This window comes from Mammaliicoccus sciuri (assembly GCF_025561425.1).
GTDB classification, from domain to species: Bacteria; Bacillota; Bacilli; order Staphylococcales; family Staphylococcaceae; genus Mammaliicoccus; species Mammaliicoccus sciuri_A.
Map to the genome: position 1 here is coordinate 90,952 of NZ_CP094824.1, position 20,999 is coordinate 111,950.

Annotated in this window: 17 protein-coding genes and 2 pseudogenes; 15 read left to right on the forward strand and 4 right to left on the reverse strand. The window is 32.9% G+C overall.

What is annotated here, in order from left to right; all coding sequences use genetic code 11:
• Positions 1 to 19: 19 nt before the first annotated feature.
• From MUA60_RS00390 to MUA60_RS00450, 13 genes are all read left to right on the forward strand, one after another.
• On the forward strand, positions 20 to 598 hold the full coding sequence (locus MUA60_RS00390; protein WP_232181759.1) for an MptD family putative ECF transporter S component: 579 nt from the start codon (positions 20 to 22) through the stop codon (positions 596 to 598).
• On the forward strand, positions 595 to 1,326 hold the full coding sequence (locus tag MUA60_RS00395) for an energy-coupling factor transporter transmembrane component T (RefSeq protein ID WP_088592671.1): 732 nt from the start codon (positions 595 to 597) through the stop codon (positions 1,324 to 1,326). The genes MUA60_RS00390 and MUA60_RS00395 overlap by 4 nt, the downstream gene beginning before the upstream one ends.
• Positions 1,319 to 2,773: an ABC transporter ATP-binding protein gene (locus tag MUA60_RS00400; protein WP_262649080.1), complete on the forward strand. Its 1,455-nt coding sequence runs from the start codon at positions 1,319 to 1,321 to the stop codon at positions 2,771 to 2,773. The genes MUA60_RS00395 and MUA60_RS00400 overlap by 8 nt, the downstream gene beginning before the upstream one ends.
• A 29-nt stretch (positions 2,774 to 2,802) precedes the next feature.
• Positions 2,803 to 4,557: an ABC transporter ATP-binding protein gene (locus MUA60_RS00405; protein ID WP_262649081.1), complete on the forward strand. Its 1,755-nt coding sequence runs from the start codon at positions 2,803 to 2,805 to the stop codon at positions 4,555 to 4,557.
• Between the two features lie 34 nt (positions 4,558 to 4,591).
• A complete protein-coding gene (locus MUA60_RS00410) occupies positions 4,592 to 6,325 on the forward strand; it encodes an ABC transporter ATP-binding protein (protein WP_262649083.1) in 1,734 nt (577 codons plus the stop codon).
• Positions 6,326 to 6,328: 3 nt separating this feature from the next.
• A complete protein-coding gene (locus MUA60_RS00415) occupies positions 6,329 to 7,372 on the forward strand; it encodes a saccharopine dehydrogenase NADP-binding domain-containing protein (protein WP_262649085.1) in 1,044 nt (347 codons plus the stop codon).
• A 1-nt stretch (position 7,373) separates the two neighbouring features.
• Positions 7,374 to 8,720, forward strand: a complete 1,347-nt coding sequence (locus MUA60_RS00420) for a salicylate synthase (RefSeq protein ID WP_262650534.1) — start codon at positions 7,374 to 7,376, stop codon at positions 8,718 to 8,720.
• A 244-nt stretch (positions 8,721 to 8,964) separates the two neighbouring features.
• Positions 8,965 to 9,531 (forward strand): transposase, encoded by a 567-nt coding sequence (locus MUA60_RS00425; protein ID WP_262649087.1) that lies wholly within the window; start codon positions 8,965 to 8,967, stop codon positions 9,529 to 9,531.
• Positions 9,532 to 9,773: 242 nt separating this feature from the next.
• Positions 9,774 to 10,895 (forward strand): NAD(P)/FAD-dependent oxidoreductase, encoded by a 1,122-nt coding sequence (locus MUA60_RS00430; protein ID WP_048540382.1) that lies wholly within the window; start codon positions 9,774 to 9,776, stop codon positions 10,893 to 10,895.
• Positions 10,889 to 12,229, forward strand: coding sequence for a nucleoside recognition domain-containing protein (locus tag MUA60_RS00435; RefSeq protein WP_262649088.1), 1,341 nt, complete (start codon positions 10,889 to 10,891; stop codon positions 12,227 to 12,229). The genes MUA60_RS00430 and MUA60_RS00435 overlap by 7 nt, the downstream gene beginning before the upstream one ends.
• A complete protein-coding gene (gene dcd / locus MUA60_RS00440; protein WP_075578261.1) occupies positions 12,230 to 12,766 on the forward strand; it encodes a dCTP deaminase in 537 nt (178 codons plus the stop codon).
• Positions 12,767 to 12,779: 13 nt separating this feature from the next.
• On the forward strand, positions 12,780 to 13,667 hold the full coding sequence (locus MUA60_RS00445) for a CobW family GTP-binding protein (RefSeq protein WP_048540567.1): 888 nt from the start codon (positions 12,780 to 12,782) through the stop codon (positions 13,665 to 13,667).
• A gap of 265 nt (positions 13,668 to 13,932) precedes the next feature.
• A protein-coding gene (locus MUA60_RS00450; RefSeq protein WP_262649090.1) for an IS3 family transposase occupies positions 13,933 to 15,485 on the forward strand; the annotation gives its coding sequence in 2 pieces (ribosomal slippage) (positions 13,933 to 14,607 and positions 14,610 to 15,485; 1,551 coding nt in all).
• Between the two features lie 37 nt (positions 15,486 to 15,522).
• Here the strand turns inward: MUA60_RS00450 and nirB are convergent.
• From nirB to MUA60_RS00465, 3 genes and pseudogenes are all read right to left on the reverse strand, one after another.
• A pseudogene (gene nirB, locus MUA60_RS00455) lies at positions 15,523 to 17,316 on the reverse strand (nitrite reductase large subunit NirB); the annotation flags it as partial.
• A 61-nt stretch (positions 17,317 to 17,377) separates the two neighbouring features.
• Complete coding sequence (locus tag MUA60_RS00460) at positions 17,378 to 17,770, reverse strand: precorrin-2 dehydrogenase/sirohydrochlorin ferrochelatase family protein (protein ID WP_262649092.1); 393 nt, start codon at positions 17,768 to 17,770, stop codon at positions 17,378 to 17,380.
• Entirely contained in the window at positions 17,751 to 18,491 is a 741-nt protein-coding gene (locus MUA60_RS00465) for a sirohydrochlorin chelatase (RefSeq protein ID WP_262649094.1), read from the reverse strand. Before MUA60_RS00465 ends, MUA60_RS00460 begins: the two co-directional genes overlap by 20 nt.
• 198 nt (positions 18,492 to 18,689) lie before the next feature.
• Here MUA60_RS00465 and MUA60_RS00470 point away from each other — a divergent pair.
• Positions 18,690 to 18,998: pseudogene (locus MUA60_RS00470) on the forward strand (hypothetical protein).
• A gap of 107 nt (positions 18,999 to 19,105) precedes the next feature.
• On the opposite strand, the gene MUA60_RS00475 reads toward MUA60_RS00470, so the two are convergent.
• Positions 19,106 to 20,200, reverse strand: coding sequence for an IS30 family transposase (locus MUA60_RS00475; protein ID WP_262649096.1), 1,095 nt, complete (start codon positions 20,198 to 20,200; stop codon positions 19,106 to 19,108).
• 88 nt (positions 20,201 to 20,288) lie between these two features.
• On the opposite strand from MUA60_RS00475, the gene MUA60_RS00480 reads away from it, so the two are divergent.
• Complete coding sequence (locus MUA60_RS00480; RefSeq protein ID WP_262649098.1) at positions 20,289 to 20,984, forward strand: TIGR00366 family protein; 696 nt, start codon at positions 20,289 to 20,291, stop codon at positions 20,982 to 20,984.
• The last annotated feature ends 15 nt before the right edge of the window (positions 20,985 to 20,999 follow it).

A 20,999-nucleotide genomic window follows, 5' to 3' on the forward strand; every position in this document is an offset into this window, starting at 1 on the left:
ACAGACGGGGAGTTAGATTATGAATAAATTATCAGTTAAAGATTTAATTACAGTAGGTATTTTTACAGCGATTTATTTAGTAGTGTTCTTTGTTACTTTTATGATTGGTTATATACCATTTTTTATACCGTTTCTAGGGTTCATTTGTCCGATTGTATGCGGTATTCCGTTTATTTTATATGTTATGAAGATAGATAAATTTGGTATGGTGACATTGACTGGAACGATTTTAGGTATTGCTTTTACAGTGATGGGCAGTGGCTTAATTATGATTCCATTTGGTATTATCTTTGGTTTGATTGGTGACTTCATTATGAAATCTGGTGGATATAAAAAGTGGAAATCAATTGCGTGGGGCTATGCTATTTTCTCGCTTTGGATGATGGGATTTGTTGTAAGAATGTTTATTGCAAGAGATCAATACTTTAAAGAGGTCGGGAAGTCTTACGGTCAAGATTACGTAAATGTTTTGGAATCTATTACACCTTTATGGACATTACCTGTGATGTTTATTTTGACAGTGCTTGGTGGTCTTGTTGGTGCATGGTTAGGTAAGAAAATGTTTAGTAAACATTTTAAAAAGGCGGGACTTGTGTGAAGACGGTTGTTGGTTCATTAAGAGATCATAGGAATATTGTCGCAAAATTAGACCCTAGAACTAAGATCGCTTTAACGATCACGATAAGTACGATTTTAATATCAAGTGGTAGTTCACAAAGCATTTTAAGAGTATGTTTAACTTTATTTTCACTCGCATTATTATTATCTATTCATAAAATCAGTTTATTTATTAAATGTGCGGTTACTTTTTTGGTGCTGATAGGCATTCAATATTGGGTTATTCCTTATGCAGAAGGCATGATTAAATTTATTCTGCTCGCATTTATTGGGATATTTATGAATATGTTTCCTGGATTTATCGTTGGCTATTACACGTTATTCTCTACAAAAGTAAGTGAATTTATAGCAGCTATGGAAAAAATGAAATTACCTAGAAATATTATCATTCCAATATCTGTGATTTTTAGATTTTTCCCGACGATTGCTGAAGAATATCGAAATATTAATTATGCCATGAAAATGAGAGGTATTAACTTTTCGAATCATTTTTTTAAAATGATTGAATATAGAATGATTCCGCTTATTATATCTGTTGTTCAAATAGGGAATGATCTTTCTTTTACAGCGATGACAAGAGGGATTGATTCTCCATTTAAACGGACGAATGTATGCGTCGTGAAATTTAAACTACTTGATATATTGTTACTCATTGTCATGGTGATATTATGGATTATTTATTTTAAGGAGAAGTTGTTTAATGATTAAATTTGATAATGTAACGTTCAACTATGCTTCTTCAGAAGAACCAGCTATTCAAAATGTCTCACTTCAAATTAAACAAGGTGAATTAGTCGTGTTCTGTGGTAAATCAGGTAGCGGGAAGTCTACCGTTGCTAAATTGATAAATGGCTTAATTCCTAAAGTTCAACATGGTGACATAAGTGGGCATGTTTACTTGGATGGACGCAATATATCGGAAATTGAGATGTATCAATTATCACAAATGGTCGGTAGTGTATTTCAAAATCCGAAGACGCAATTTTATAACGTTGATACGACAAGTGAGCTTGCGTTTAATTTGGAAAATCAAGGTATTGATAAAACGGTCATCATTGAAAAGATTAAAAAAGTTATGAACCAGTTTAAGATTGAGCATTTATTGGATCGCAATATATTTGAGTTGTCAGGTGGCGAAAAACAAATTATTGCATGTGCGACAGTACTTATTACTAACCCAGATGTTGTCGTATTAGATGAGCCATCTTCAAATTTAGATATGTATAGCATTAAGAAATTAAAAGAAATGATTTGTTATTTGAAAGAACGTGGTAAAACGGTCGTGCTGATAGAACATCGTTTGGATTATATTATGGATGAGGCAGATAGCGTCTATTATATGGAAGACGGCTCGTTACATGCACATTATCCAATAGGTTCGTTTAAATCACTAGATCGTGACGAACTTGAAAGCATGGGTATTCGATACGGACAAGAGGAACGATTACAACATGAGCCACAGTTTGGTGATCATGTCATGGAAATGCATAATTTTAGTTATACGTATGACAAATTTAATAAAGAGAAACAATTAGATGTGAATGAAATAGCCATACCAAAAGGTGAAGTAGTCGCGATTATCGGCGATAACGGAAGTGGTAAATCGACCTTTGCTAAATGTTTATGTGGTTTGCTGAAGGATTTTAAAGGACATGTGACGTATGACGAGAAGCGACTCAAACAGAAACAATTATTAAAGCAGAGCTATATGGTTTTCCAAGATGTAAACACACAATTATTTACGGAAAGCTTGGAACAAGAATTACAGCTATTAAATGTTCAAGTAACAGAAACACAAGTTGATGACATGTTAACAAGTATGAATTTGTTAGATAAAAAGCATGAACATCCATTGTCACTTTCTGGTGGTGAAAAACAAAGAATGGCCATTGCTACGGCAATATTGAGTGGTAAGGAAATCATTATATTTGATGAACCTACTTCAGGGCTGGATTTATATCATATGAAAAAAGTCGCGAAAATGATTAACGACATCCATGATAAAGGAAAGCAAATCTTTATCATTACACATGATAAATCATTGGTATTAGAGATTTGTACATATGTCTTATATTTTGGAGATGGTCGTCTTATTAATCAGTTCGCATTGAATCATCAAGGAATCGATCAATTGAATCATTATTTCGATGTATAATTCGCATCAATGAGAGGAGTCAGTAAAGTATGAACACCGATGAACATTGGATAAAATCATTACTCGTATTTGGACAAGATGCTAAATGGAAGATTGTTTTATCTATTGTATTGTCTATTATTAGTGTGTTTTCAGGATTAGTGCCTTATTGGACGGTATATAAAATCATACTATTAATGATTGATGGAAATACAGAGATGAATCAAGTTATTTATTATATAAGTATCGCGGCAGGTGCTTATGTGATACAGGTTATTTGTTTCGGAAGTTCGACGATGTTATCACATGTGACGGCTTATGATATTTTATCTAACATTAGAAAGCAATTGGCACATAAATTAATGCGTTTACCTTTAGGTGTAGTAGAATCTAAAAAAATTGGTGAACTTAAAAGTATATTTGTCGATAAAGTAGAAACGATTGAATTACCGTTAGCGCATATTATTCCAGAAGTAGTAGGTAATTTATTACTGTCTATTTCTATATTTGTTTATATCGTAATTATCGATTGGCGTATGGCTTGTGCAATGTTGATTACGGTGCCGATCGCATTTTTTGCTTTCAAAAAATTAATGTCTGGATTTAATGAGACTTACGAAGAACAAATGGCATCGAATAATTACATGAACAGCTCAATTGTTGAATACATTGAAGGTATAGAAGTCATTAAAACATTTAATCAATCTCAAAATTCTTATAAAAAATATAAAGATGCTGTTAATGCATATAAGATACATACTTTAAATTGGTTTAAAAGCACATGGGGCTATATGAACTTAGGTGCAAGTATTCTTCCTTCGACTTTTCTAGGTGTGCTACCACTAGGTATGTATTTGATTTCAATTGACCAGTTGAACTATGCAGAATTTTTTATTTGCTTAGTACTGTCTTTAGGTGTTGTCGCACCAATCAAGAACTTTACGAATTATGTTAATCAATTAAAATCAATCCAATATGCGATTACAGAAGTACGCCAAGTATTGAATTTAGAAGAACTTGAAGTCTCGAAAGCTTTTAAAGAACCTAAAAATCATCAAATCACATTTAATGATGTTGGTTTCTCTTATTCAAATGACAAAGATAACTTAGTATTTAATCATTTGTCGTTTGATATTCCAGAGAAGACTTTTACAGCAATTGTTGGTGCATCTGGTAGTGGTAAGTCTACGATTGCGAAATTACTTTCAAGATTCTGGGATGTAACGTCCGGTGAAATTGATATTGGTGGCGTAAATATTAAAGATATTGAACCTAAGAAACTGAATGAATTAGTTGGTTTTGTAGGCCAAGATAACTTCTTATTAAATCTTACGTTTAAAGAAAATATTAAATTAGGTAATCCGGAAGCATCGGATGAAGCGGTTGAAGAAGCGGCTAAATTAGCGCAATGTCATGAATTTATTACGAAATTGCCAGAGGGCTATGATACGAATGTAGGTTCAGTTGGTGATAAATTATCGGGCGGTGAAAAACAACGTGTCACAATAGCGAGAATGATCTTGAAAGATGCACCGATTATTGTATTAGATGAAGCGACAGCTTATGTCGACCCAGATAATGAACAAAAAATTCAAGCTGCATTAAATGCTTTAACTCAAAATAAGACGCTCATTGTCATTGCCCATCGATTATCTACCATTAAACAAGCAGATCAAATTATTGTGTTAGGTCATCAACAAATTCTTGAAAAAGGTGACCATGCAAGACTACTGGATATGAACGGTCAATATAAACAAATGTGGGATATGCACATCGGTGCGAAAGATTGGGGGGTCTCTTCTTAATTTGTAATACATTCAAATATAAAGGAGGATTAATATGTTTCAGATTACATTTAAGATTTTAAAGTGGGCGACACCTTATAGATCAAGAATGATTTTAGGATTTGTAATGTCATTTATTAATTCTATTTTTATCGCCTCACCAATCTTCTTAGCTGCCCAAGTGTTTAACCGTGTGCTATCTCATAAACAAATTGAAATGTATGAAATTATGAGTGTGTTAGGCATCATGATTTTATTAGTATTAGCAAGATTTGTGACAGCTTATTTAAAGAATAGACTTCAAGAAAGTATCGCCTATGAAATGAGTGCGAAAGAACGTTTAAATATTGGTGATAAACTTAAGAACGTAAGACTAGGGTATTTTGAAGACCATCAAACAAATGAACTTGCAACGGTTGTTACAACAGATTTAACGTTCTTAGAAAATTATGCAATGAAGATGATCGATATTGTCGTAAACGGCTATATATTAATTACTGTATTAATTTTGTCGCTTTTAGTTGTGTCTTGGGAAGTGTCACTATTAGCACTTATTGGCGTAGTGCTCTCTTTACTTTGCATTCATTTATTAGAAAAGAAAAGCCATCAAAACGCGCCGCATTATCATCATGTTCAAAATCAACTTGTTGAGAAAGTGCTTGAAGTCGTTCGAGGTATTCAAGTTATTAAATCATTCTCAAAAGAAAATACGAGTCTTCAAAGTTTTAACAAAGCAGTAGATGAAAGTAAACGCGTGAATTCAAAAATTGAATTACAATACATACCGTTTAATTTATTGCATTTGTTGAGCTTAAAGATTGTTTCTATCGTCATAGTATTTATTGCATGCTTATTATATATCAATCAAAGCATTGATTTACCAACGCTTATTATGATTTCTATCTTTTCATTTGTGATATTTGAAAGTGTGGAGAATGTAAACAGTGCAGCACACGTGTTAGAAATGATTGATATGACGTTAAATGATATTGAAGAAATTAAGAACGCACCTATATTAGATGAAACAGGAAGAGATATCGAAATCGATAACTTTGATATTGAATTTGATCATGTAAGCTTCTCATACGGAGAGCACCGTGTGATTAATGATGTGAGCTTTAAAGTAGGGGCACAAACATCTACAGCAATCATAGGACCATCAGGAAGCGGTAAGTCTACCTTATGTAATTTGTTGTTAAGATTTTATGATGTAGACGAAGGTGCAATTCGAATAGGTGGCGTTGATATCCGAGATATGACACTAAGTACACTGATGTCTCATATTAGTGCGGTGTTTCAAAAGGTCTACTTATTTAATGATACAGTCGAAAATAATATTTTATACGGTAAGCCAGATGCAACTAAAGAAGAAGTTATCGCAGCTGCGAAACAAGCATGCTGTCATGACTTCATCATGTCACTACCGGATGGCTATCAAACAATGGTCAATGAGAAAGGGAATAATTTATCTGGTGGAGAAAAACAACGTATATCTATCGCAAGGGCGATATTAAAAGACGCACCTATCATCATTCTAGATGAAGCAACTGCGAGTATTGATCCAGAGAACGAACATCTCATACAAAGTGCAATTGATGAATTAAGCCAAGGCAAAACAGTTATCACAATCGCACATAAAATTGGAACAATTAAAAATGCCAATGAAATCATCGTATTAAACGAAGGAGAAATCATACAAAAAGGCGATCACGAAACACTCGTGAATCAATCAGGAACTTATCAGAACTTCATCCAAATCAAGACACAATCAGAAGGTTGGAGATTGTAGAGTATGAGTAAACAAATTGGCATTTTAGGTGGAAATGGTGCACTAGGTAGTAGGTTAACGAAGTTATTATCTGAACATAAAAATGTGCAAATTAAAGTTAGTACAAGAACTGAGAACTTTACCAAATTAGAACATCATCAAATTGAATATGTAACAGTAAGTTTAGATAGTGTAGACGATTTAAAACAATTTATTAACGGATGCGACATTGTTGTGAATTGTACAGGTTATTACAATAAATATATTATAGAGTGTTGTTCAGAATATCATGCACACTATGTTGATACTTCTGGTGAGTTAAATTTAGTTCATAGTGAATTGGAATTGGATGAACAATTGAAGAATAAACGGTTAAGTGCAGTTCAATTTGTTGGTGTAAATCCAGGATTAACAGAAGTGTTGATTGCATATTGTAAAGCGTGTTCGAATGTTGAGGAATTAGAATTATACTTTTCAGGTGTTGGTATATTATCAAAATCAGCGGTCCTTGAAATGATTGAAACATCGGAGCCGCCATATTCGTATAGTCAAATGTATATTAAAAACGGTAACCCTGAACGATTAGATTATATGATGAAAGAAGCTAACTTAATGGATAATGAACGACCATTTAATTGTGTGCCCATTATCAATCATCATTTTATCAATTGCATACAGCACAATAACATTTCAAAAGCGTACTTTTATAACGCATTTGCTGATAAAAATATTATATATAATATGGTGGAAGCAAAACTTCTGCATCAGAACAATCAATCAGAAAAAGCGATATCAATTTTAATGGATGCATTTAAGAACGACAATAGTGATTACGAAACATATACATTGATAAAACTCATCATCAATAATAAAGAAGATGTTATCATTCAAAGCAAATTAGATTGGAATGACTTAACAGCAATTTCAGTTTATTACACAGTGCATCTAATGATGAATGAACATATCAAAGAATATGGCATTAAAGCTTTATATGAAGCTATAGATGTAAATGAAATGGTGGATTTATTAAAAGAAAACCCAGAAATAATTATGGAAATTAATGAATGAGGTGAATTATTTGAAAAACACTTTATATAACTTATTTGATAAAATTCAATATAAAGAAGCGAGATATAATATCACTCCTTATAAACTGGAATCCTTGAAATATAATATTTGCAATTACTTAAAGAATATTCTAAATGAAGATTTTATTATGTATGAACTGAATGAAAAAACTTATATTGGTGTTGGGCAAGCAATTGAGTTCAAGATAACTAGTAAGAACTTTACTATTGAACGTAAGGAATCGAATTTAAAAATAAATAAAGAATTTAAATCATTATCAAATTTGTTACAAGAAATATATTCAATATTTGAAAGTAATAAAATAAGTGCTTTTGGTAATATTAACTTTAATTTAGCTAAATATTTACATTTATCTAATTATTGTAATGAAAATGATGAATTGTTGCATTTTTTTGTACCTTCTACAAAAGTGGAAATAAGAGAAGGGGAAATGCTAGTACAGTTTTTAGAAAGTAACCCATTTAGTAAATTAAGTGAAATCTATGAAGAAATAGAAATGATTCATGTCCCTCTTAAGAGTAATCCGGAAAGAATATTGCTAAACCAACAATCAGAAAGCTATAAAAAAAACGTAAGCAAAGCAATATCAGATATAAATAATGGTAAATACTCTAAAGTAATAATTTCTAGAAAAATTAACATTTCAGAATCGATAAATATGATAAAGAGTTATTTTTTAGGATTAAAATTTAATAATCCAGCGCGTTCATATTTATATAGTGTAAATGAAAAAGAGTTATTTGGATTTTCTCCTGAAACTATAGTTCAAGTAGATAATTATAATAAAGTATTTACATTTCCATTAGCAGGTACGAGAAAAAATGAAGAATCTCTTAAAAAAGAATTATTGACAGATATTAAAGAGGTAGGAGAACATGCTGTTTCTGTTAATCTAGCACTTAAAGAGTTAGGTGATGTGTGTATACCAAATTCTATCATAGTAGAAGAATTTATGAATATTTATGAAAGAGGATCTGTACAACACCTAGGTTCTAAAGTATCAGGTATACTTAAGAATAAAAATTATTGGGATGCTCTACTAGCCTTATACCCAGCTGTAACAGCATCTGGAATTCCAAAAAAAGAAAGTATTGAAGCTATAGAAAAGTATGAAGATATGCCTAGAAATTTATATAGTGGCGGAATATTTATTATAGATAAAGAAATAGGATTTGATGTGGCATTAATATTAAGAACGGTTTTTCAAGATAAAGACGAAACTTATCTTAGAGCTGGAGCTGGAATTGTAGAAAAATCTAATCCTGATCGAGAAATGGAAGAAACACGTGAAAAGTTAAAATCGGTAATTGAGTCGTTAAGTTTGTGAAATACTTTATATGCATTTATCTTTTCATGTAAAACAATAAGTAATTGGAAAGTGAAAATATAATTATGAGTTACTAATATATTAGTATGCTATAAAAATGTAATTGTTCAAGTTTGTTTAAAAACCAGTGAACATATCATCGAACATGGAAAAGCAATATACGTAGTGTAATGGTGAATTTATTATTAGATAACTCAGAAATAATTGTACAAATAAATGAAAGAGGTGAATAAAGAGTAAATATATGACAAATAATGATAGCATGCAACCTATAACAGATTTATCAGATTTAGAAGAGCGTATTCCGAAAAATGATGTAGCACGTATAGTGAAACTTATTGTTGATAGTATACCTGAAACAAGGCTTGATGGGTGTGAAGAGCGATTTGGTATGAGTGTCTATCACTCTAAAACAATGCTCAAAATTATTTTATATGCTTATACACAATCTAAATTCTCGGGTAAAGAAATTGAGTTTGCATTAAGGGACAGTTATCGAATGATGTGGTTAGCTGAGATGCATGTAACAACTTTTGATTTAATCAATTACTTTCGTAGTATCGATGAGATAAACAATTTGGTGCAAACTTTATACATTAATTTGAGGTCGAATTTAATTCAACAGCAAATAATTGACCCAAAAAGTGAATACATGGATATCATAAATCAAGATGCCAAAATTGATAAACAATCATTTATTTGGAATGAAAAATTTGAAGAAAACAATACTTACAATCAAGAATCAAAAGAAGTATATCAAGAATTGTTGAATACTAAAATTTTGCCATCAATCAAACACGAAACAGAATAGTAATAAGAAAACCAGTAGCATCTAAACACGAATAATGAAAACTTAATAAACAATATTTTCTAGGCGGCTTATTCTATATGATCTATAAAGGATAAGTCGCCTAATTTTAATTTAAATATTATTTACCATCATTATTATATTGGATTAATAATATAAATTTTCTAAACTTGCGTATTCATTTTAAAAATGGTACTTTATTTATATCGTTAAATAGTAATTATTACGATTTAGGAAGTGTTAAAATGGAAAAAACAAATAAAGTAGTGATTATTGGTGCGGGTCCTGCTGGTATAGGTATGGCTATTGCATTAATTGAAATGGGATTAGATGATATTCTTATATTAGATAAAGGACAAGTTGGTGAATCTTTTAAAAATTGGCCATTATCAACTCGCTTTATCACACCTTCGTTTACAACAAATGGGTTTGGAACACCAGATATTAACGCAATCACACCTCATAGTTCCCCTGCTTTTACTTTTAAGAAAGAACATATTTCAGGCAAAGAGTATGTTCAATATTTAGAAGCGCTTGTACAGATTTATAACTTGAAAGTTGACCAACATACAAATGTATTAGATGTATCCAATAATAGAGACAATGAAACATATAAAGTGTATACAGATCATGGGACTATTGATGCTGAATATATCTTTGTTGCGACAGGGAATTTTTCATATCCTTATAAACCGTTTAAACATGGTAGACATTATAGTGAGGTTGAAAAATTTTCAGATATAAATGGTGAACTGGCTGTCGTAATTGGTGGTAACGAAAGCGGATTTGATGCAGCGCTCAATTTAGCATTATCCGGTAAAATTGTCGATATTTATACTAATTCTACAAGTTATAAACAAGAAGATGCTGATCCAAGTATTCGACTTTCTCCTTATACACACCAACGATATGAAGAATTAAAGGAACTTGGTTATCCCATACGTATTCATACCGAACATGTGGTGAAAGAAATTGAGTATAAAAATGGTCAATATGTTATTCAATTTAACGGCGTACATGACGATGTAATAATTTCCGAAGAACCGATACTTGCTACTGGATTTAATCCTGTTCAACATAATCGACTAACTCGAATATTATTTGAAAATGATGGTACAAATTTTATGCTAACTGACGATGATGAATCAACAATTAATCCTAATGTCTTTATGATAGGAGATACGGTTAAACATCAAGATGTTATTCTTTGTTATATTTACAAATTTAGAACGCGTTTAGCTGTTCTAGCAAAATTAATATGTGACCGAGAAAGCTTTGAAGCAAATGAAGATGCTATAGAGTTCTATCAATCAAATCAAATGTTTTTAGATGATTATGATTGTTGTGATGTGAACTGTTCATGTTAAAAGTTGAATATAATATTAAAAATGGAACTTGTTCGCCGATACCAAACGGTGAACATTATATTGTGATTAAGCAGCTAAAAAAACTATCAACAGAGCAGAAATTACAGTTTAAAAGGTATATCATTCAAAAGCAATTAAAGCTCACACTAGATGAAAACTGTAAGCAAAAGATAGATGACCCTGACGAATCAAAATATATTATCTCTGAATTGAATATCTTAAGACAAGAACAAGCGAAACATGTTCCTAAAGTAAAAGACATGTTTTTAGCTTTTGCTTTAATCATATTAATGTTTATGTTGCCAATATATATTTCTTATTATTTATCTCAATATATTCAAAATCATTGGGTAGAGCAGTTTTTAGACTATGTAATACATACTGTTCAATTCGACGAAAAGGCTTTGAATGACTTACTATTTGGAGATTATGGGTTATTGTCACTCGGCATATATTCAATCATTTGGGCATTACCCGTTGTCGTTTTCATTAGTATTTCTACGAATATTATCAGTGAAAGTCATTTAAAATCTTATATCGTTTGGTCAATCGATCCAGTTATGACAAAAGTAGGATTAACTGGTTACGATATTGTACCAGTTATTGAAGGATTTGGTTGTAATTCCGCAGCAGTATTGCGTGCCAATCATGATTGTAGTGCTTGCACTAAAAATAACTGTATGAGTATGGTTAGCTTTGGATCATCATGTAGTTATCAAATTGGCGCGACACTTTCACTATTCAGTGTAATCAAAGCCCCATGGTTATTTATTCCTTATTTAATAATCGTATTTATCGGTGGTTTAATGCATATTAAACTATGGTCCTCAAAAAGCATGATACCAACTCATTATTTTGTGTTAGATAAAGTTAGAAAGCCTTCAATTATAGCTGTATGGAAAGAATCCAAACAGACTATTCTGTCATTCTTAGCTCAAGCTTTACCAATATTTATGATGATTTGTGTATGTGCGAGTATCCTTTCTATGACACCTATTTTACTGCGGGCTGCAAATGTCTTTAATCCAATTTTACAGTTGATGAATGCACCTCAAGAGATGTCAACGGGTATTCTATTCTCAATGATTAGAAAAGATGGTATGTTGTTGTTCAATGTGAATCAGGGCTCATTATTGCAAACGATGTCGTTAAAAAGTGTGTTCTTATTAGTATTATTTAGTTCAACATTTTCTGCATGTTCTGTAACAATCACTATGATAATTAAAAATTTAGGGTGGAAGCAAGGTCTAGGAATTGTCGTAAAACAAATGATTACAGCGACGATTTGCTTATGTGGAACTGTATTGATTATGAATTTATTTGGAGGGATTTAATTGATATTATCAGATCAAGATATTAAGCGGTTTATTAGTGAAGGTCAAGTAAGTGTCACACCTTATCGAGAACAACTTATAGAACCCGCTTCTATTGATTTAACATTAGGCAATCATTTTCTACTACCCATTTCACCAAAAGATAATGTGCAATCGTTGAAAGATCCTATTCAGTATGATGAAGTTGTTGCCAAAACTTTTACAATACCAGGTAAATCATTTGTATTAGCGACTACACAGGAATGTGTGAAACTTTCAAATATGATGACGGGTTTTGTAGAAGGGAGGAGTTCAATTGGCAGAGCGGGTTTATTTATACAGAATGCTGGTTGGGTAGATCCGGGGTTTGAAGGTCATATTACTTTAGAATTATTTAATGCGAATGATTTCTCATTAAAAATTGAAGAAAACCAACGGATATGTCAACTTGTAATAGCACGTACACATTTACCTGCTATTTCTGGGTACAATGGAAAGTACCAAGGACAACTCAACGCAACAGGTAGTAAAGTGTTTATGGATTTTGAGAAATATTAAAGGTGGATTTGGTATGGAAATTTTTATCATCACTGGATTTTTAGGGAGCGGGAAGACTTCTTTACTGAATCATTTAATTAAAGATGTCAATGAAGAAGGTAAACGTATCGCTGTCATTATGAATGAGTTTGGTAAGAGGACAGTTGACTCTGAATTAATTCAGTCTGATGTAACAGTAAATGAAATCATTAATGGCTGTATATGTTGTGAAATGAAAGATGATGTTGCACATCAATTGCATATGTTATATATTGAACAACAACCAGAAATAGTTTTAATTGAATGTAGTGGTATTGCACACCCATTAGAAGTACTTGATGCATGTTTGACACCTGTGCTTTCGCCATTTATAACAATAAGAAGTATCATCGGCATCATAGATATACCGGAATATCAAAAATTATCAACCTATTCAAAACAAACACAACAACTTATCGATGTTCAACTAAAGTATTGTCAGGATATTATAGTAAATAAGCTTGATTTAATCGATTCGTGTGAGGCAATCAATGTTATTAAATCTATACAAGAACAATATCCAAGAGCAGAAACATTTTCAACAACTTATGGAAAAGTAAGTTATCATCACTTATCTAAAAAAGTTAAAAACATCCCATTTAAGAATCAAAATCAAAATTTTCATAATCATATTTACCATAAATACTACTCAATTGATAAGCCAGTTCAAATTGAAAAATTCAAATTATGGTTACAGAATTTACCCCAAAAGGTATATCGTGTAAAAGGGTTTATAACATTCGAGAATAGTCCTAATAAATATTTAGTTCAAATTTCTAATAGTAATGTGCTTATTGAAAAGTATGATATAGACATAGATGATTATCTAATTTTAATTGGAGAAAAGATAGACGAAGAAAATATCTTTTTTAGTTTATATTGAGGAAGAGAGTACTCACAAAAAACACTTTTGTAGAAATTCACATTATGTGAATTTAACAAAAGTGTTTTTTATAAAATGGGCCTAACTCACTTAGAAACTTCAAAGCGACAGCTGTTTTTTTGATTAGATTATTTGAAAGTGCACGATATCTCGCAGTCTTCGTGCGCCAGGGCACTATTTCAGGGTATAACGCACGATATCTCAGATTGTATTATTCCCTATAGAGTAGACATTAAAAAACTAAAACTCTATAGGGGGTATTTTTATGTATAAAACTAGACTACCTGTTAAACTGTATCAGGAAATCTTCGATTTGCATGAAAAGGGTTATTCCTTTCAAAATGTAATTGATAAGTTAAATTTAGATATTAGTGATAGTGTGATTCGATTTAAATATAAAGTGTATAAGCAACATGGTATAACAGCACTTATAAATAAGAATCGAAATAAAATCTATACACGCGAATTTAAAGAAAAAGTTGTTAAAGAATATCTAGAGACTAATAAGACGTATTCAGATCTAGCAGCCTATTACAATATTTCACATCATGCTACTTTAAAAAATTGGGTGGAAAAGTATACTGAAGGAAAGGAAAATAAATCTTATTTTCCATATCTGGAGGTAGACACTATGAATACTAGAAAAACAACATTTGAAGAGAGAATTGAAATAGCTAAATATTGTATTGAAAATAATAGAGACTTTAATAAGACAGCTGAAAAGTACCAAGTTAACTATTCACAAGTCTATAATTGGGTAAAAAAGTATGAAAAACATGGTGATATTGGTTTAGTAGATGGTAGAGGTAAAGGAAAACCAGTTGAAGCTTTAACTAGAGAAGAAGAACTTGAATTAAAAATAAAAGCACTTGAACAAAGAAATAAATTTCTCCAAATGGAGAATGAGGTATTAAAAAAGCAGGAAGAAATAGAGAGGCAGTTGATGAATCGAAAATCAAGCAAATAGCAGCATACAAGACAATCGAAGCATTAAAAGATAAGTATCCAATCAAATGGATATGCGCCGCACTTGAAATATCGAGAGCAAGTTATTATAAATGGAAAAACAGAGAGGTTTCAGAATCTGAAAGATTCAATAACGAATTAAAAGATGAGATTTTCAGGATTTATCATGAACATGATGGCATATATGGATATCGAAGAATTTATATTTATCTGAGATTATATACTAAATTCCAGGTTAATCATAAACGCGTATATAGAATTATGAAGAAGTATGGATTAAAAGCTGTCATTAGAAAAAAGAGAAGGCAATATAAACTTAGTAAGCCAGAAATCACTTCTCAAAATATCCTAAACAGAAAATTTACAACAAGTAAAGTTAATAAGGTCTGGTTAACAGATGTGACAGAATTTAAATTGAAAAATGGATCTAAAGTGTATTTAAGCGCTATTTATGATTTAGGTGCTAAGAAAGTCATCAGCCATGTAGTCTCATCTCAAAACAATAATAAGCTTGTATACGATACCTTTAACAAAGCCATAATTAAAAGAAATACCGAAGGCATTATATTTCATAGCGACAGAGGATTCCAATATACGAGTATTCTATTTAGAGAGATGATTAAAAATGCTTCTATGAAGCAAAGCATGTCTCGTGTAGGTAGATGTATTGATAATGGTCCTATGGAAGGCTTTTGGGGGTTACTCAAATCAGAGTTATTCAAAGACAAATCTCAAACATTCAATGATATAAAACACGCCACAAAGCAAATAAATGAATATATAAAATTTTATAATTCTAAAAGAATTTCATTAAAAATGGCTGCGCTTATAAAAGCACAGCCAACATATTGATTACTTTTTTTAGTGTCTACTTGACAGGGTTATGTTCAATGCGCTGTGCACCCGTAATTTTGACTAATGGGATATGGTATTTCTTCGCTACTTCACCAAGACGAATGAGTTGATCTGCATCTGTTACACCGCCACGCATTTGTGGAATAACAGAGAATGTGCCGTCTTTTTGAATATTGGCATGGTAACGTTCGTTCGCAAAGCGTGAAGCTTTTTCATCTTCATGGTCATGAGGGTATACCATGTTTAAATAGTAGTTAATAGCAGGGCGGCATTTTGGACATCCACCTTTATCTTTAAAGTCTAATACGTGTCGAACTTCTTTAGATGTTTTTAAACCTTTAGCTCGAATTTGAGTAACGATTTGGTCTCTTGTAAGACTTGTACATGCACAAATACCTGTTGGCGCTGCAGCAACAAAGTCGTCACCAAGTGTATATTCTAAGAGCTCAGCGATTTGACCTTTACACTTACCACATGAGTTACCAGCTTTCGTCACACGTGTGACATCAGCTACGGACGTTAAACCTTGATCTTTAATCGCTTCTACGATGACACCTTTAGAAATGCCGTTACACCCGCAGATTGTTTCATCGTTATCCATTTCAGCAACGCTAATCGCATCAACTTCTCCTGCTTTATGAAGAATTGAAACAAGTGTATATTCATCGATTGTATCGCCTTTTTTCATCATATTATAAAAGCGATTGCCTTCTTCTGTATCACCATAAAGTACTGCACCGACAATCGTCTTATCTTTGACGAAGATTTTCTTATAAATGTTATCGACACCGTTAAAAGTTTCAATACCACGGACACCTTCACTTTCAGTAATCCAACCTGCACTAAATAAATCGCAGCCTGATACTTTTAAAGAAGTAAAGGTCGTTGATCCTTTGTAACCTTCAGTTGGAATGCCCGTAATATGATCTGCCAGGACTTTACCTTGGTCATATAGTGGGGCAACAAGACCGTATACTTTTGAACGGTGTTCTGCACATTCTCCAACTGCATAAATTTCTGGGTCACTTGTGCGCATGAAATCGTCTACTACGATACCGCGTCCAATTTCTAATCCAGCTGCACGTGCTTCTTTCTTTACTGGACGAATACCAACTGCCATCACGACCATGTCTGTTGCGATGACACGTCCATCTGATAATCGAATACCTTCAACATGACGTTCACCAATGATTTCTTGTGTATTGGCTTGTAGTTCAAATTTAATACCTTGCTTTTCAAGGTCTGCTTTTAAAAGTTCTCCTGCTTTACGATCTAGTTGAACTTCCATCAACCATTCTGCTAAATGTACAACTGTGACGTCCATACCTTGATCTACAAGTCCTCGTGCGCATTCTAGTCCCAGTAAACCGCCACCTATGACGATGGCACGTTTTTTAGTCTGAGCTGTTTCTATCATTTTTTCAGTATCATCGATGGTTCTGAAACCGACGACGCCTTCTAGACGAGAACCATCAATCGGTAGTATGAATGAATCAGAACCCGTCGCAATAATCATTTGGTCATATGATACTTTCACGCCATGTTCTGTTTCGACTTGTTTCAGTTCACGATCAATTTTTACAACTTTATCACCTGTTATTAATCGAATGTTATGTTCTTCATACCATTCATAAGGGTTCATAATCGTTTCTTCTTTTGTCATTTTATTTTGAAGAATGTTTGATAACATGATGCGGTTATAGTTTGGATAAGGTTCTTTACCGATGATTGTGATTTCAAAGCGGTCTGGATCGCGTTCTAGAATTTCTTCAATTGTACGGACACCAGCCATACCATTACCGATCATTAAAAGTTTTGTTTTACTCATGCATATCCTCCTTCGTTGAATCTAACCATGCTTTAATTTTCGCTGCATAGTGTTGTGTTCGTTAAATATCTTGGCCGTGTGAGCTAATGCTGATTGTTAGGCCATTATGTTCAATATCTAAGCTGTTATAAAAGTCGGATTGTTTGCGATCCCCGGTATGATTGACCCATTGAGAGGATAGGGCGTCTTGAGCAACTCGGTCATTCGTTTCGGGATGGTTCGTTGCGATAATAATTAAATCTGCATGGGCAATATGTTCTCGTTGATAGTCCGCTTGTATAAGGCGGATATGTTTGGTTGGTTGAATCGTATCAAAGTGCTCATGAAATTCACGTGCAATAACATCGATTGAGCAAGGTTCTGATTTCAATTTAGAGAACTTTCTCCATGCAATTTGGCCGCCACCAATGATTACGACATGTTTACCTTTAAGGTTAAGTTGAACTGGATACATCCGGTACCGCCTCACATTCAGCAATTCTTAAATGTACGATGTCTTTTAATAACGGATGAAAATTAATAGCCGTCGTATATGTGATAGGGTTCGGTAAACCTAGAGATTCTATTTGACGTTTCGACTTATTTACAAGGAAACCATCATAGAAGAAAAATGGAATAATTAATAATTTACGATGCTTTTTAGCGATTTTCGGTAACGTTTCTTTAAAGCGAAGTTCACCATAGACCATACTTGGGTAACATGGATTTTGAGCTGTTGATAGTTCGTGACAAATTCGTGTAAGTGCAACATCCGGTTCATCAAAGCGTGCATTACCGTGAGCAAGTACGACAATGCCAGTTTCATCATCAATGTCGTCTTTGTAAGCTTCAAGTTGAGAAGCAACCCAGTTTGTCATAATCGGGTGTGTGCCTAAAGGTTTACTTAATATAAACTGCACGTTCGGATTATTTTCTTGAAATGATTCATATAACGCTTCGATATCTTCGTAATAATGAGAAGCGGTAAACAATAATAACGGCACAAGATGAATACGTGAATAACCAGCATCAACCGTTTGTTGAATCACTTCATCTAATAAGATCTCTTCACTTTCTAAAAAGGCCACCTCATAATCAATCTCATCACTATTAAAAGTTTGATGAATAAAATTTAATAACGTTTCATTTAACTTTCCCTTTCTCATACCATGAACAACTAAAATCGTCTTTCGCATGACAATCCCTCCTACATCTTTATTCTAAAACAATATAACGAAAGTTTGTGAATTTTTTCTCAAAAAGAAGAAAAATAGGGAATTCCCTATATCATAACGTGAATAAATGAATCGTGCGTATAATTTTTTGTAATAACTGACAAAAAGGGTTTAATTGAAGCAGGAGAAATTGTCTTCTTTACACTTATCATCGGTGGGATGTTTATGGTGTTAAGACGTACAGGTATTATTGAAATTGGCGTGGATAAACTTGCACGTCAGTTTATAAATAAAAATATTTAGATTATTCCAGAATTAACAACAGTATTTGCGAGTATTGCTACATCTATTGCATTGTGTGGTACAGTATTCGGCTTCACGGTCGGTGTGTTGAACCCAATCAATACCGGGTTAGCACAAAAATTATCAGGTATTCCAACATTTTCAGGACTTGGATTACGTTTAGTTATTTTTGTGATTGTACTATTTGTAACGATATTATTTACGAGGATTTCAAGTTTAAGTTAGCCACCTATAATGACTGAGGTGTACACAAGGGTTAACCGTATTCGAACCTGTTGAGGATTGATTGGTTTTAATCAATTAATACTCAACAGGTAACCAAAGCTAAGACTTTAGCTTTGGAAAGATTCATACAGATTGAGGTGCTTTAAACTTTCTGCCATATTATGATGAGCTGTGTTGTAATTTAAAGTCTTTCTAGGATAGTCATTCATATATTGTTGTATGGCTTTTATGAAGCGTTTTTGAACATTGGATAAATCATGTGCTTTTGGAATAAAACGACGAATCATTTTATGTTGGTTTTCACTTGTCCCACGTTCATATGATGAGAATGGATGTGTGAAGTATATTTCTATCATATGGCCAAATTCTTCATACAGCGATGCAAATTCTGAACCATTGTCAGATGTGATAGATTTGAAGATTTTTGGTGCTTTTTCGCCTAAGGAGTCAAATAAGTTTTTCAATGCGTGAGACACCGCATCAGCACTTTTACTCTCTATTATTTCTAGTATTTCAAAACGCGTTTGTCTCTCAACAAGTGTTAAGATAACTGGCTTTGACTTGTCTTTAGTTCCTATTACGGTATCTATTTCCCAGTGACCAAAAGACTGACGTGATTCAATTTCACTAGGACGTGTCTCAATACTTGGACCGAGCACTCGACTGTGTGGATGATTATGGTAGCTATTCTGAGTAGAGTGACGTCTTTTTAATTTTTCTAGTAGATCAATATTCTTAGTTTCCATGATTTGTTGATCTATCCAAGCATATACTGTCGTTGTTGAAGGGATTTTTTCTCTTTCAAAACATTGTTCCTTGTGAGCATATGCCACGACTGCTTCAGGTGACCAGCGTTTCTTTTTCATGAGGTGATCTGCCCATGGAATAAATAATGGGTTCTTCTTCCATAAGGGCTGAGCACCACATTGTTGTCTGTTTTGTCGATAACGTTGTTGACCTAGTGAAGAAAAATAAATTTGCGTCTCATATTCATAGACTTTATGTTGTTGTTTTTGTCGTTTAATTTGACGTGTTGTTCCTCGATGAATTTCGTTATTGATTGTTTGAGGTGCACGTCCTAATTCACGCGCGATTGCACGATTTGAAAAACCTAAATTTTTAAGTGTTTCTATTTGAACACATTCTTCATAACTTAAGTGTGTTCCTTTATGGTTTGTCATGTTAGAATAAGTATGCGTCATGTGAATTCATTCCTTTATTGATTTGGTCTGGTAGCCTCAATAATAACATGAAATTCACGTGGCGTTTTTTTGTCTAAAGGTGGCTAAGTTGATTATAAAATCCACCACGATATTATTTATTATGAAATACGCTAAAAAAGTTAAAAAAGATCCTTCAATTAGTTTGGTTTATCATGATGATACTGAGAAGCGACATATGTACAAAGATATTACGAATCAAGAATCACTCGTTGCGACTAAACGACAAAAAATTGGTATCGGCGTCATGCTCTTATTCTTTATCATTCTTGTATACAGGGTTATTACACAAGGATGGTTTATGGTAGAAATGTCAGGTCTTTTCATAGTTATGGGTATTGTAGTAGGTCTCGCACGTTCAATCGCTGTTGTACTTGAGGATGGAAAAATTATGGACAGTATCGTTCGTGGATTAGGTTCTGTTATCGATGGAGCAACACCAACAGTAGTCGGCATGTATATCGTACAAGTGCTGATTAATTTTATTATTTCTTCAGGAAGCGGACAAGCCTTAGTGACAATGCCAATTATGGCACCGTTAGCAGATATGTTAGGTATTACTAGACAGACCCCAGTCTTAGCCTTCCAATTAGGAGACGGATTTACACATGTCTTCTATCCAACAAGCGGGTACTTTATGGCAGCATTAGCAATCGGAGGCGTATCATATACAAAATGGATCCGATTCTTCTTCCCACTCTTTATCGTATGGGGTGTCATTTCAATCATTTCATTAATCTTTGCACAGTTGATTGGTTGGTCGTAGGGAGAAGGACTTAGT

Bases quoted from the DNA above. Each gene is read 5' to 3' on its own strand.
- MUA60_RS00465 (WP_262649094.1), bottom strand. From the start codon at position 18,491: ATGCGAAAGACGATTTTAGTTGTTCATGGTATGAGAAAGGGAAAGTTA.
- MUA60_RS00460 (WP_262649092.1), bottom strand. From the start codon at position 17,770: ATGTATCCAGTTCAACTTAACCTTAAAGGTAAACATGTCGTAATCATT.
- MUA60_RS00410 (WP_262649083.1), top strand. From the start codon at position 4,592: ATGTTTCAGATTACATTTAAGATTTTAAAGTGGGCGACACCTTATAGA.
- MUA60_RS00415 (WP_262649085.1), top strand. From the start codon at position 6,329: ATGAGTAAACAAATTGGCATTTTAGGTGGAAATGGTGCACTAGGTAGT.
- MUA60_RS00400 (WP_262649080.1), top strand. From the start codon at position 1,319: ATGATTAAATTTGATAATGTAACGTTCAACTATGCTTCTTCAGAAGAA.
- MUA60_RS00390 (WP_232181759.1), top strand. From the start codon at position 20: ATGAATAAATTATCAGTTAAAGATTTAATTACAGTAGGTATTTTTACA.
- MUA60_RS00445 (WP_048540567.1), top strand. From the start codon at position 12,780: ATGGAAATTTTTATCATCACTGGATTTTTAGGGAGCGGGAAGACTTCT.
- MUA60_RS00425 (WP_262649087.1), top strand. From the start codon at position 8,965: ATGACAAATAATGATAGCATGCAACCTATAACAGATTTATCAGATTTA.
- MUA60_RS00435 (WP_262649088.1), top strand. From the start codon at position 10,889: ATGTTAAAAGTTGAATATAATATTAAAAATGGAACTTGTTCGCCGATA.
- MUA60_RS00475 (WP_262649096.1), bottom strand. From the start codon at position 20,200: ATGACGCATACTTATTCTAACATGACAAACCATAAAGGAACACACTTA.
- MUA60_RS00405 (WP_262649081.1), top strand. From the start codon at position 2,803: ATGAACACCGATGAACATTGGATAAAATCATTACTCGTATTTGGACAA.
- MUA60_RS00430 (WP_048540382.1), top strand. From the start codon at position 9,774: ATGGAAAAAACAAATAAAGTAGTGATTATTGGTGCGGGTCCTGCTGGT.